The sequence below is a fragment of the Brevundimonas sp. Br13 genome, from assembly GCF_055391505.1.
Map to the genome: position 1 here is coordinate 3,022,725 of NZ_AP044008.1, position 12,627 is coordinate 3,035,351.

Annotated in this window: 10 protein-coding genes; 7 read left to right on the plus strand and 3 right to left on the minus strand. The window is 68.4% G+C overall.

All coding sequences use genetic code 11. The annotated features are described in order from the left end of the window. Nucleotides 1-6 precede the first annotated feature (6 nt). The 7 genes from motA (at nucleotide 7) to ACZ5M6_RS15075 (ending at nucleotide 8,530) form a co-directional block, all read left to right on the plus strand. Nucleotides 7-873 (plus strand): flagellar motor stator protein MotA, encoded by an 867-nt coding sequence (gene motA / locus ACZ5M6_RS15045; RefSeq protein ID WP_054766474.1) that lies wholly within the window; start codon nucleotides 7-9, stop codon nucleotides 871-873. A gap of 137 nt (nucleotides 874-1,010) precedes the next feature. Then, on the plus strand, nucleotides 1,011-1,325 hold the full coding sequence (locus ACZ5M6_RS15050) for a hypothetical protein (protein ID WP_152950836.1): 315 nt from the start codon (nucleotides 1,011-1,013) through the stop codon (nucleotides 1,323-1,325). A gap of 78 nt (nucleotides 1,326-1,403) precedes the next feature. Beyond that, nucleotides 1,404-3,179, plus strand: a complete 1,776-nt coding sequence (mnmC2, locus tag ACZ5M6_RS15055) for a tRNA (5-methylaminomethyl-2-thiouridine)(34)-methyltransferase MnmC2 (protein WP_464159036.1) — start codon at nucleotides 1,404-1,406, stop codon at nucleotides 3,177-3,179. Nucleotides 3,180-3,246: 67 nt separating this feature from the next. After that, nucleotides 3,247-3,666 (plus strand): hypothetical protein, encoded by a 420-nt coding sequence (locus tag ACZ5M6_RS15060; RefSeq protein WP_464159037.1) that lies wholly within the window; start codon nucleotides 3,247-3,249, stop codon nucleotides 3,664-3,666. Nucleotides 3,667-3,732: 66 nt separating this feature from the next. Further along, on the plus strand, nucleotides 3,733-4,176 hold the full coding sequence (locus ACZ5M6_RS15065; RefSeq protein ID WP_227975982.1) for a hypothetical protein: 444 nt from the start codon (nucleotides 3,733-3,735) through the stop codon (nucleotides 4,174-4,176). A 162-nt stretch (nucleotides 4,177-4,338) separates the two neighbouring features. Then, nucleotides 4,339-6,825, plus strand: coding sequence for a TonB-dependent receptor (locus ACZ5M6_RS15070; RefSeq protein ID WP_464159038.1), 2,487 nt, complete (start codon nucleotides 4,339-4,341; stop codon nucleotides 6,823-6,825). 10 nt (nucleotides 6,826-6,835) lie between these two features. Then, entirely contained in the window at nucleotides 6,836-8,530 is a 1,695-nt protein-coding gene (locus tag ACZ5M6_RS15075; protein WP_348683970.1) for an alkaline phosphatase D family protein, read from the plus strand. Here the strand turns inward: ACZ5M6_RS15075 and ACZ5M6_RS15080 are convergent. From ACZ5M6_RS15080 to ACZ5M6_RS15090, 3 genes are read right to left on the minus strand one after another with little or no spacing between them, the layout of a single operon-like run. Then, a complete protein-coding gene (locus ACZ5M6_RS15080) occupies nucleotides 8,514-9,758 on the minus strand; it encodes an MFS transporter (protein WP_464159039.1) in 1,245 nt (414 codons plus the stop codon). The genes ACZ5M6_RS15075 and ACZ5M6_RS15080 overlap by 17 nt on opposite strands. An 11-nt stretch (nucleotides 9,759-9,769) precedes the next feature. Further along, complete coding sequence (dxs, locus tag ACZ5M6_RS15085) at nucleotides 9,770-11,680, minus strand: 1-deoxy-D-xylulose-5-phosphate synthase (RefSeq protein ID WP_464159040.1); 1,911 nt, start codon at nucleotides 11,678-11,680, stop codon at nucleotides 9,770-9,772. Nucleotides 11,681-11,740: 60 nt separating this feature from the next. Continuing rightward, entirely contained in the window at nucleotides 11,741-12,616 is an 876-nt protein-coding gene (locus tag ACZ5M6_RS15090) for a polyprenyl synthetase family protein (RefSeq protein WP_152951165.1), read from the minus strand. Nucleotides 12,617-12,627: the final 11 nt, after the last annotated feature.

The following is a 12,627-nucleotide window of genomic DNA, read 5'->3' on the forward strand; positions in this document are numbered from 1 at the left end:
GTCCCCATGTTTCAGATCATCGGCATTGTGCTGCTGTTCGGCCTCGTCTTCGGCAGCTACGCCATCTCCGGCGGCAAGTTCGAAGTCATCATCCACGCCGCCCCGCACGAACTGATGGCCATCGGGGGGGCCGGCATCGCCGCCTTCCTGATCTCCAACTCCCTGCCCGTGATCAAGGGGTCGATGGGCGGCCTGGGCAAGACCTTCGCCGGACCGAAATGGAAGAAGCAGGACTATAAGGACCTCTTGTCCCTGCTGTTCCAGCTGACCAAGACGATGAAGTCCAAGGGCGTGGTGGCCCTGGAAAGCCACATCGAAAAGCCCAAGGAATCGACGATTTTCCAAAAGTACCCCAAGGTGCTGAAGGATCACTTCGCCGTCGACTTCATCTGCGACACCCTGCGGATGATGACGATGAACCTGGAAGATCCGCACCAGGTCGAAGACGCGATGGAAAAACAGCTCGAGAAGCACCACCACGAGCATCTGGAAAACGCCCACGCCCTGCAGAACCTAGCCGACGGCCTGCCCGCCCTCGGAATCGTGGCCGCCGTGCTGGGCGTCATCAAGACCATGGGTTCGATCACCGAACCGCCCGAGGTGCTGGGCACCATGATCGGCGGGGCCCTGGTCGGCACCTTCATGGGCGTGTTCCTGGCCTATGGTCTGGTCGGTCCGTTCGCCGCGCGCCTGACGGCCATCATCAACGAAGAAGCGGCCTATTATAAGATCATCCAGTCGGTCCTGGTGGCCCACCTGCACGGCAATGCGGCCCAGATCTCGGCCGAGATCGGCCGGGGCGACATCCCCTCCTCCCTCCAGCCGTCCTTCAGCGAGATGGAAGAAACGCTGAACAACGTGTCCAACGACTGAACCGGAACACGCCCCAGGCCGGGGTGTTTTCGTCCTGATCTGCGCCGTCGCGATCGCCGCTTGCCCCGGCCTTTGCGGCGGCGCTATCGTTTCGGGCAAGGCCTCAAACCTTGCGAACCGCCTTCTGGAGGATTGTCATGCGCATCACCGCCCTCATCGCCGCCTCGGCCGCCGCCCTCGCCATCGCCGCCTGTTCCAAGGCCCCCGAGGAAAAGGCCGACGAGGCCGCCAGCGACGCGGTCGAAGCCGCCGGGACCGCAGCCGACGCCGCCCTGACCGCGGACCAGGCCGCCGCCGCAGCCGCCGCAGCCGCCAATGAGGCGGCCCAAGACGCCGACGCCGCGAACGCGGCCACGACGCCGACCGAAACTCCGCCCGTCGACGCCGCCCATTCGGAAGCGGCCAAGCCGGCCGAGCCGGCGCACGACGCCGGTCATGACGCCGGCCACTAAGGTCCAGACCCCGTCTGAAAGGCCGCTCCGTTCGGGGCGGCCTTTTTCGTTGCGGCCGTCCGGGTGTACAGCCGCGCCATGAGTTCCCAAGACGCCTCCCCCCGACTGACCTGGACCGAAGAGGGCGAGCCGCGCTCGGGCCGGTTCGGCGACGTCTATTTCTCGCGCGACGACGGTCTGGCGGAAAGCCGCGCGGTCTTTCTCCAGGGATGCGATCTGCCGGGGGCCTGGGCGGGCCGTCAGGGCTTCACCGTGGCGGAACTGGGGTTCGGAACGGGGTTGAACATCGCCGCCGTGCTGGACCTGTGGCGACGGACGCGGCCTGAGGGCGCACGGCTGAACGTCTTTTCCGTCGAGGGTTTTCCCCTGACCGTCGAGGAAGCCCGTCGCGCCCTGAGCAACTGGCCGGAACTGGCCGAGCCGGCCGAGGCCCTGCTTGAGGCCTGGCCGGAGGCGACGCCCGGCTTCCACCGGGTCGATCTGCCGGGGTTTGACGCCGTGCTTGATCTCGCCGTCGGCGACGTAGGCTGGGCGCTGGATCAATGGAGCGGGACCGCCGACGCCTGGTTCCTGGACGGCTTCTCTCCCGCCCTGAACCCCGACATGTGGTCGCCGCAGGTCCTGGACCGGATCGCAGAACGATCCGCGCCCGACGCCCGTCTCGCCACCTTCACGGTCGCCGGCGCCGTGCGACGGGGATTGGGCGAGCGGGGCTTCGTCGTCGACAAGCGGCCGGGGCATGGGCGCAAGCGCGAACGGCTGGAGGCGCGACGGACGGGGCTGCCACAGGCCGAACACCGACCCCAGGTCGCGATCGTCGGGGCGGGCATAGCCGGCGCCTCGGTCGCGCGCGCCCTGGCGGCCGCGGGGCTGACGGCGGTGGTGATCGAGGCCGATCGGCCGGGCGCAGGCGGTTCGGGCTTCCCCGCCGGCCTGGCGACGCCGCGCCTGGATGCGGGAGACGCGGCCATCGCCGGCCTCTACGCCCAGGCGCTGGAACGGGCGCGACATCTGTACGACGCCACGCCGGGCGCCGTCCTGGGCCGAGGGGTGCTGCAACTGCCCCAGGCGGAGAGAGACCGGGCGGAGAGAGACCGGGCCCGCTTCGCCAAGATCGCCGACCAGCCCCTGTGGCGCGAGGGGGCCATGACGGTGATCGACGCCGCTGCGGCCGAACACCGTCTGGGCGAGGCCCAGGCCGACGGCGGTCTGATGATGGCCGACGCCCGCGTGGTTCGCCCCGCCGCCATTCTGGAGGCCTGGCTGGAAGGGACCCCCGTCCTGTCCGCCTCCGTGGCAAGCATCCGGCGCGCGGGCGACCGCTGGGACCTGCTGGACGCCCAGGGTCGGATCATCGTCACGGCCGACGCCGTCGTGGCGACGGCCGGCTGGGGGGTCGAGGCCCTGCTGGAGACCGGCGCCCTGTCGCCTGTCAGAGGTCAGGCGGACTGGCGCGACGGTCCATCGGTCGAGGGAACGGCCTGGGGCGGCTATGTCGCGCCCACTGTGGGCGGCCTGCTGTACGGCGCGACCCACACACGCGGAGACGTGGACCTGACCCCGCGCGACGCGGACAGCCGCCAAAATCTTGAGACACTGAAGGCCCGTCTGCCGCACTTGGCCGCGCGACTGTCGCAAGAGGGCGGGCGGCGCGTCGCCGTGCGCGCCACGACCCGCGACCGCCTGCCCGTCGCGGGTCTGAGGAGCGACGGCCTCCATATTCTGTCGGGTCTGGGATCGCGCGGCTTCTGCATCGCGCCCCTGCTGGGCGAACATGTCGCGGCCTTGATCGCCGGCCAGCCCTCGCCCCTCCCCGCAAGCCTGGCGGAACGGGTGTCGCCGGATCGCTTCTGAACCGCGCCTGCCGACGGACTTAACGAGACGGATCGTGTATCGTGGCGCCAAGCTGAAAGGATACGCCATGCGCTTTACGCTGATCGCCCCCGCCCTCGCCTGCCTGCTGACCGGCGCCGCCTTGACGTGTTGCGCCGCCCCTGCCCCGCAGAAGACCCTCGCCGAGACCGGCTCCGAGGCGGCGCGCTGCTTCCGCACCGATCAGGTCCGCAACTTCCGCGCCGAGCGGCCGGCGAACCTCTATGTGCGCTCGGTCCGCGGCGACGTGTTCGAGATCAACACCAGCGGCGGCTGCTGGGATCTGGATTCGGCGATCTCCATCGCCATCACGCCCACGGCGGACGTGTCCGAAAACGTCTGTGTCGGCGATCCGGTCAACATCCTGGTCCCCAGCGCCACGCCAGGCAACCGGACCTGCCGTGCCTTCATCACCCGTTCCCTGACCGAGGCGGAGGTCGAGGCCCTGCCTGAACGGGTCCGCCCCTGACGCGACGTCGCGGCCGCTTGAAATTGGACGATCACGGGTATCAAATCGCCTCTTCTTGGGGAGGATATGATGCGCGGAATCGCCACATTCGCACTGATCGCCGGCCTGACTCTGACGGCCCAATCCGCTGCGGCCGAAAGCTGGAGCCGTTTTTCGGCGACGGATCGGATCGCCTATCTGGTCGATCTGGACCAGTTGAACGCCGTGGACGGCGTGGTCGCCGCCCGCTTCGCCCGCGTGCCGTCTCAGGGCGATGCGGCGGATCAAAGCCATGAGATCGAAGAAGTTTCGATCCGCTGTTCGGACGGCCAGTCGCGCACGACGACGAACGTGACCATCGGGGCCGACGGGGCGGAGACCGACCGCTATTCCGAGGAGACGCCGTGGGAGCCGTCCCCGGCCGGCGGCATCTACGGCGCCCTGAAAAGCTTCGCCTGCGACAGCATGCGGCCCAGGGGCGACACCTGGCCGACAATCGCCGCCTTCATCGCCGCGGGCCGCGGCGGCTGATAGGCTGAAAGCCTCCGCACACGGTGGATTTGTCGCGGATTTTCAAGCTTAGCGTCACGCAGACGACGCCTATTCGTCGTCCATACGACATCGCCCCCCGCTACTGAGCGCCATTCAGCCAAGTTGGGGATGATGATGGCGAACGAACTGAAGACGCGGCTGATGGCCGCGGCCGCCCTGAGCGGCGTCCTGGCCATGGCCCAGGCCGCTCAGGCGCAAAGCCAAGACGCCGGACCGACGGATCTGGACGAGATCGTCGTCACGGCCCAGCTGCGCGAACAGAAGACCATCGAGGTTCCGTTCGCCCTGACCGCCTATTCCGGCCAGTTCCTGGAGGACCTGGGCATCCAGGAGTTCGAACAGCTGTCGGCCTTCGTGCCGGGCTTCCTGGTGCAGAACCAGTCGCCGAACAACCCCGGCTTCGTGATGCGCGGCATCACCTCCGATTCGGGCGCCGCCACGGCCGAGCCCCGCGTCTCGGTGTTCCAGGACGGCGTGTCGATCTCCAAGTCGCGCGGCTCCTATGTCGAGCTGTTCGACCTGGCGCGCGTCGAAGTGGCCAAGGGCCCGCAATCGACCCTGTACGGCCGCGGCGCCCTCATCGGGGCGGTGAACCTGGTCCAGAACCGCGCCGAGCCCGGCCAGACCGAAGCCTACGCCAATATCGAGGCGGGCAATGAAGACTATCGCATGGTCGAAGGCGCGCTGAACCTGCCGGTCGGCGAGACCGCCGGCCTGCGCCTGGCGACCCGGCTGAAGACCCGCGGCGGTTCGGTCGAGAACCTGCGGGGCGGCGACGACTTCAACGGCATCGAAACCAAGGCCGTTCGCCTATCCGGCGCCTGGGCCCCGTCGGACGCCCTGCGTTTCGACGTGATCGGCAACTATCAGAACGACCACGCCTCGGGCACCTCGTTCAAGTCGATCGCCTATGCGCCGGCCGACCCGGACACGGGCGCCGTCCTGGGCGGCAAGGAGCCCTGGGAAGGCGCGGCCCTGACGCGCGGCGGCGCCTTCGACGGCGGCAAGGACCTGGGACTGGATCGTGAAGTCTGGGGCCTGACCGGTCTGGCCCGGATCAATCTGAACGCCGCCTGGACCCTGAACTCGACCACCGCCTATCGCGAGTTCGACAACTACGAAACCTTCGACGCCGACGGCGTCTCCCTGCCCGTCCTGACGGCGGCGGAAGAGACCCATGGCGAACAATGGAGCCAGGATCTGCGCCTCGGCTTCGACAACGGCGGCCGCCTGACCGGCTTTGTCGGCGCCGGCTGGTTCCACGAAGAAGGCTATCAGCGCACCCCGGCCCAGTTCGACGAACGCCTGGCCCTGGCCCAGCTGGCCGGCCTGCTGGACGGTTCGCCGACGACGGTCGGCGACCGCACCCTGCCGCTCGCCGCCTATCCCACCGTGGCGCGCGGCGCCCTGGCCGCCCTGTTGACGCCCCTGGGCGCGGGCGCCCTGGCCACGCCGATCGCCGCCAATCTTGACCCGGCCCATATCGAGACCTCGACCAACCGGTCGGAGCTGACTTCCTATGACGTCTTCGGCGACGTCACCTACGCCTTCACCGACCGGTTCGAGATGTCGGCGGGCCTGCGTTACACCCGCGACGACAAGACCACCGGCTACGCCAGTTCGGTGGAGCGCCGTTCGGCCCTGGGCGCTCTTCTGGGTCTTCAGACCGGCGCCGTTCCCGCCACCCAGGTTCCCAGCTTCCTGGCGGCCCTGGCCAATCCGAGCTTCGCCGCCCTGCCCGCCGGCCTCTTCCCGCTGTTCGGTTTGACCGCCCAGCCGACGACCAACAACGGCGACTTCTCCTACTTCGACTCGGAAGACGACGGCCTGACCTGGCGCCTCACGGCCCGCTATGAACTGACCGACGAGACCAATCTGTACGCCAACTACGCCCGCGGTCGTCGCCCGGAAGTCATCAGCGCCTCGGGGCCGTCCGCGCCCAGCGGCGCGGCGCGCTTCACCCCGGTCGATGCGGAAACCGTGGACAGCTATGAGGTCGGCGCCAAGTCGGCCCTGCTGGACGGCCGCCTGCGCGTCGACGGCGCGGTCTTCCTGTACAACTACGAAAACTTCCAAACGACGATTCAGCAAGGCACGCAGTTCATCACGACGAACGCGGGCGAGGCCAAGTCTTACGGCTTCGAAGGTCAGGCGAACTTCGCCGTGGCCTCGACCTTGGACCTGTTCGCCACCTATGCCTACAACCACTCGCGCTTCGAGAACGGCATCTACGACGGAAATCAGTTCCGCCTGTCGCCTGACCACGCCGCCTCGATCGGCGCGACCTGGCGCCTGCCGACGACGGGCGGCGAGATCGAGGTCCAGCCGACCTACACCTGGCAGTCCAAGGTCTTCTTCAGCGACGACAACGACATCCCCGCCCTGCAAACGCAGAACTTCGTCGCGGACCTGATCCAGGACGAATATCAGGACGCCTATGGCCTGCTGAACATTCGGGTCCGCTATACGCCGGAAGGCGGAAACTGGGGCCTCGAAGCCTTCGGCGAAAACGTCCTGGACGAGAAGTACATCAAGGACGCCGGCAACACCGGCGACGCCCTGGGCATGCCGACCTTCATCGCCGGTCGTCCGGCGGCCTATGGTCTGGTGTTCAAGCTGAAGCTGTAAGGATCGAACGATGAAACTGGATCGCCGCAGCCTCCTAGGTCTGTTGGGCGCGGGGGCGGCGACGCCCGCCGTCGCCCAGGCCGCCCATGCCGGTCAGGTCGCCTTCCTGCACGGCGTGGCGAGCGGCGATCCCGATCATCATTCGGCCGTCTTCTGGACCCGCGTCACCCCGGCCGATCCGTCGGCCGGGGATATCCCGGTCGTTCTGGAAGTGGCCAAGGACGCCGAATTCACCGACATGGTGCGCCGCACCGCCGACCTGACCGCCCGGGCCGAGCGCGACTTCACCGTCAAACACGATCTGCATGGGCGCGGCCTGGAGCCCGGCCATGAGTATTTCTACCGGTTCATCGCCCGCGGCGTGACCTCGCCCGTCGGTCGGGTCCGCACCCTTCCTCTGGGCGCCACGCCCCAGGTGAACCTCGCCGTGGTGTCGTGCCAGCTGTATCCGGGCGGCCTGTTCAACGCCTATGAGGCCATCTCCCAGTTGGATCGACTGGACGCCGTCGTCCACCTCGGCGACTACATCTATGAATACGGCGCCGCTCCGAACGATTACGGCATGAATACCGGTGCGCCGCTGGGCCGGTCGCCCCTGCCGCCGCATGAGATCGTCAGCCTGGCCGACTATCGAACGCGCCACGCCCAGTACAAGACCGATCCCGACCTTCAGGCCGCCCACGCCCGCGCCGCCTTCATCTGCGTCTGGGACGACCACGAGGTCGCCAACGACACCTGGATGCGAGGCGCCGAGAACCATCAGCCCGCGACCGAAGGCGACTTCGCCGCGCGCAAGGCGGCGGCTCTACGGGCCTATTTCGAATGGATGCCGATCCGCGAAGCCCGCCCCGGGACCATGAAGGAGGCGATCAACCGCAGCTTCCACTTCGGCGACCTGGCCAGCCTGCATATGGTCGAGACCCGGCTGCTGGCCCGCGTCGAACAGATGGAGTTCGCCGACATTCCCAAGACCGCCGACGGGCGGCCGGACCTCGACGCCTTCGAGGCCCAGCGCCAGGACCCGTCGCGCGATCTGCTGGGCGAGCCCCAGCGCCGCTGGCTGGGCGAGGCCATGCGCCAGTCCAAGGCCGCCGGCCGGCCGTGGCAGATCCTGGGTAATCAGGTCATTATGGCCCGGGTCAAGGGGCCGAACATTGAACAGATGGTGCCCCCCGCCCAGCTGGCCCAGATGGTCTCCGGCCTGCCCGACGACGTCCGCCCCCAGGTCGAGACCGCCATCCAGCTGTTCAGACTGGGCCTGCCGTTCAACCTGGACAGCTGGGACGGCTATCCGGCCGGACGCGAGCGTCTGTACGAGACCATGAAACAGGCGGGGGTAGAGCCCATCGTCCTGGCCGGCGACAGCCACGCCTTCTGGGTCAATGAACTGTATGACAACGGAGGGGAGCGCCGGGCGGTCGAGTTCGGAACCTCGGCCATTTCCAGCCCCTCGCCCGGCGACCATGTCGGCGGCCTGCCCCTGGGTCTGGCGCTGCAAGCCGCCAATCCCGAGGTCAAGTTCTGCGACCAGTCGGCCAAGGGTTTCGTGCTGCTGACCCTGGAGCGGGATCAGGCCGTCGGCGAACTGCGCACCGTCTCCACCATCCTGGCCAAGCCGTATGAGAACCGTACGCTGAAACGCTATCGTCTGGCGCGGACTGAGACGGGCCTGGGGCCGTTGGAAGACGTCACCGCACCCGCCTGATCGCCGCCACCGCAAGGGCAGCTCCCAAGAAACACAGGGCGGCGGCCACGAACAGGCTGCGCAAGCCCAGATCCAGCCGCTCCAACAGGACCAGAGCGATCAAGGGGGCGATCGCCTGGGGCAGGGTCACGGCCAGGTTGATCAGGCCCAGATCCTTGCCCCGATCCTGAGCCGAGGGAAGGACGTCGGTCATCAAGGCGATATCGACGGCGCCGTAGCAGCCTTGGCCCAGGCCATAGAGGGCGAAGGCGATCAGGACCAGGGTCCAGTCCGGGGTCGCCGCCATGACGGCCGCTGCGATCGTCAGCAGGACCGCCCCCGTCACCCCCAGGGGCTTTCGCCGCGTCACACGCGACCCGTTGACGGCGACCACGGCGCTGACCGCGACCACCCCGACCACGGCGATGGCGGTGACAAGGGAATGACCCGCCTCAGCCGTCCGGCCGGGGAACAGCCGAGCAAAGCCGATGGCGTCGGCGATGTAGAAGAGCAGATAAAAGGCCACCAGCGAATAGCCGGTGACGACCAGGAAACGATAGGACCAGGCCAGGCTGAAGTCGCGGGTTGCAAAGGGCCTGAGCAGGCTCGCCAGGGAGAAGCCCGAAAACACCGGGCGGACCTGCGCCGACGGCGGCGGGTCTTCGCGCGACAGCAGGGCGAAGGGCACGGTGGCCGCCGCGACGACGGCGGCCAGGACCGCCAGCCGCGCCGCCTCGCCCTGCGGTCCCCAGGCCATGACCACCGACCCGATCATGGCGGCCAGAGGATAGCCCATGCCCATGACGGCCGACATGGCGCTGCGCCGGTTTTCCGGCACCCGATCAGCGAAGAGGGCCAGGAGCGGCGCCAGCAGGATGTTGAACGCCAGTTGAAACCCGACGAGCGCCAGAACGAAGCCGACGGGCGTCGATGCGCGATGAAGACCGGCGTAGCTGGCGATCGTCAGCACCGCGCCGACGATGATCCAGGGCCGTCTGCGCCCGTGTCTGGACCGGGTGCGGTCGCTGAGGGCGCCGCCGATGATGTTGCCGACCCCGGCCGCCATACAGCCCCAGAACAGGGCCTGGCTGAGCAGGGGGCCTTTGGCCTCGCCGCCGATAAGCTCGGCGTGGAGGGGCGCAAGCACCTGAAGCAGGGGCGCCACGCCGATGAAGCCGCCGATATAGGCGACGGCGTAGCCGACGAGGAAGGCCGGCCCGACCGGCCGGGCTGGAACGCCGGCGGCCACGGGCGCGGGCGTCAGGCGCGAACGGCGCGCGCCGCCGCGAGGCCCAGCGCCTGGACGGCGGCGGCGGCGATATGGTCGGCGTTCAGCCCGGCCTGGGCGTACATGGCCGTCGGCGTGTCCTGATCCTGGAAGACGTCGGGCAGGTTCAGGGTGCGGATCTTCAGCCCGCGATCCAGGGCGCCCTTTTCCGCCAGCAGTTGCAGGACGAAGGCGCCGAAGCCGCCCATGGCCCCCTCCTCCACCGTGATCAGGGCCTCGTGCTCGCGGGCCAGGCGCAGGATCAGATCGGCGTCCAGCGGCTTGGCGAAACGGGCGTCGGCGACGGTGGCGGACACGCCGCGCGCCGCCAGCAGGTCAGTGGCCTTCAGCGCTTCCTGAAGTCGGGTGCCCAGGGACAGGATGGCGACGGCGGTCCCCTCGCGCACGATCCGGCCGCGGCCGATCTCGAACGGAGCGGCCAGTTCCGGGATCTCGACCCCGACGCCGTCGCCGCGCGGATAGCGGAAGGCGCTGGGGCGGTCGTCGATGGCCAGGCTGGTCGAGATCATGCCCGCCAGTTCGGCCTCGTCGGCGGCGGCCATCAGCACCATGCCGGGCAAGGCGCCCATGAAGCCGATGTCGAACGATCCGGCGTGGGTCGCCCCGTCGGAGCCGACCAGACCGGCCCGGTCCATGGCGAACCGCACCGGCAGGGACTGGATCGCCACGTCGTGGACGACCTGGTCATAGCCGCGCTGGAGGAAGGTGGAATAGATGGCGCAGACCGGCTTCATCCCGTCGGCGGCCAGACCGGCCGCGAAGGTGACGGCGTGCTGTTCGGCGATGCCGACGTCATAGGTCCGCTCGGGGAAGGCTTGGCCGAACAGGTCCAGCCCGGTGCCCGAGGGCATGGCGGCGGTGATGGCGACGATCGACGGATCGGCCTTGGCGTGTTTGATCAGCTCGGTCCCGAACACCTTGGTGTAGCTGGGGGCGTTGGAGACGGCCTTGGTCTGTTTGCCGGAGACCACGTCGAACTTGACCACCGCGTGGAGTTTGTCGGCGCTGCTCTCGGCGGGGGCGTAGCCCTTGCCCTTCTGCGTCACGACATGAACCAGAACCGGCCGGTCCTCGATGGCCGCCGCCTTCTTCAGGATCGGCACCAAGTTCTCCATGTCGTGGCCGTCGATGGGGCCGACGTAGTAGAAGCCCAGCTCCTCGAAGAAGGTGCCGCCGGTGACCATGCCGCGGGCGTATTCCTCGGCCTTCTTGGCGGCGTTGCGGAACGGGCGCGGCAGGTGCTGGGCGAAGGAGCGGCCCAGGCGGCGAACGTTCTGATAGGCGCCGCCGGACACCAGACCGGCCAAATAGGCGCTCATCCCCCCGACCGGCGGGGCGATGGACATGTCGTTGTCGTTCAGTATGACCATCAGCTGGCCGCTGGTGGCCTCGGCCGCATTGTTCATCGCCTCATAGGCCATGCCGGCCGACATGGAGCCGTCGCCGATGACGGCGACCACCTTGTTTTGTTCGCCCTTCTGGTCGCGCGCGGCGGCGAAGCCCAGGGCGGCGCTGATCGAGGTCGAGGCGTGGGCGGCGCCGAAGGGATCGTATTCGCTCTCGCTGCGCTTGGTGAAGCCGGACAGGCCGCCGCCCTGGCGCAGGGTGCGGATCCGGTCGCGACGTCCGGTCAGGATCTTGTGCGGATAGCACTGATGGCCGACGTCCCAGATCAGAATGTCCTTTGGCGTCTCGAACACATGGTGAAGCGCCGTGGTCAGCTCGACCACCCCAAGGCCCGCGCCCAGGTGGCCGCCCGTGACCGAAACCGCGTCGATGGTTTCCGCCCGCACTTCTTCCGCCAGTTGCTTGAGCTGGGCGATGTCGAAGCCCCGCATGTCGGCGGGAAACTTGACGGTGTCGAGGAGCGGGGTGTCGGGCATCAGCCGGGAAAACCTTGGAAGTCTGATCAATCAACCCGCGAGGGCGGTCGACGTTTCGTATCAGGACCGGCGCCTTAGCACAAAGTCCACGCTCGCCTTGAGGATTTCCGCCTCATCGCCAAAGGACTCCAGATGGGCGCGGGCCTGATCGGACAACAGCGCGACCCTCTGTCGCGCCTCGTCCAGCCCCAGCAGGGTGACGAAATTGGTCTTGCCCAGGGCCGCGTCCTTGCCGCCGGCGGCCTTGCCCATTTCCTCGGCCGAACCCTCGGCGTCCAGAATGTCGTCGACGATCTGATAGGCCAGGCCGACGTCGTGGGCGAAGCTGATCAGGGCGTGCTGATGCTGGGCCGAGGCCTCGGCGATGATAAGCGGGATTTCGAAGGCGTAGGCGAACAGGGCGCCCGTCTTGAGCCGCTGCATTCGGGCGACCCCGCCCAGATCGTCGCGAACCCCCAGGAGGTCGATCATCTGACCGCCCGCCATGCCCCGCGCGCCCGAGGCCAGCGACAGCCGGGCCGCCAGTTCGCAGCGGACGGCGGGATCGTCGTGGGTGTCCTCGTGCAGAATGATGTCGAAGGCCGCCGTCTGAAGCGCGTCGCCGGCCAGGACCGCCGTGGCCTCGTCATAGGCGCGGTGGACGGTCGGGCGGCCGCGCCGCATGTCGTCGTCGTCCATACAGGGCAGGTCGTCGTGGACCAGGCTGTAGGCATGGACGCATTCCAGGGCGCAGGCGGCGCGCAGCACCGACCGCGCGTCGATGTCGAACAGCCGCGCCGCCTCAAGGGCGAAAAAGGGCCGCAGCCGTTTGCCCGGTCCCAGGGCCGCATAGCGCATGGCCTCGGTCAGGCGGGATTCCGGCCCTTCCGCGCGCGGCAACAGCTCATCCAGCGCCACCGTCACCAGATCGGCGACCTCAGCGACCCGGTCGATCACGGCCTGCTCGG

What these genes read in the sequence shown, in the direction of transcription:
- dxs (WP_464159040.1), bottom strand. Translation starts at nt 11,680, where the DNA reads ATGCCCGACACCCCGCTCCTCGACACCGTCAAGTTTCCCGCCGACATG.
- ACZ5M6_RS15070 (WP_464159038.1), top strand. Translation starts at nt 4,339, where the DNA reads ATGGCCGCGGCCGCCCTGAGCGGCGTCCTGGCCATGGCCCAGGCCGCT.
- ACZ5M6_RS15060 (WP_464159037.1), top strand. Translation starts at nt 3,247, where the DNA reads ATGCGCTTTACGCTGATCGCCCCCGCCCTCGCCTGCCTGCTGACCGGC.
- ACZ5M6_RS15075 (WP_348683970.1), top strand. Translation starts at nt 6,836, where the DNA reads ATGAAACTGGATCGCCGCAGCCTCCTAGGTCTGTTGGGCGCGGGGGCG.
- ACZ5M6_RS15065 (WP_227975982.1), top strand. Translation starts at nt 3,733, where the DNA reads ATGATGCGCGGAATCGCCACATTCGCACTGATCGCCGGCCTGACTCTG.
- ACZ5M6_RS15050 (WP_152950836.1), top strand. Translation starts at nt 1,011, where the DNA reads ATGCGCATCACCGCCCTCATCGCCGCCTCGGCCGCCGCCCTCGCCATC.
- mnmC2 (WP_464159036.1), top strand. Translation starts at nt 1,404, where the DNA reads ATGAGTTCCCAAGACGCCTCCCCCCGACTGACCTGGACCGAAGAGGGC.
- motA (WP_054766474.1), top strand. Translation starts at nt 7, where the DNA reads ATGTTTCAGATCATCGGCATTGTGCTGCTGTTCGGCCTCGTCTTCGGC.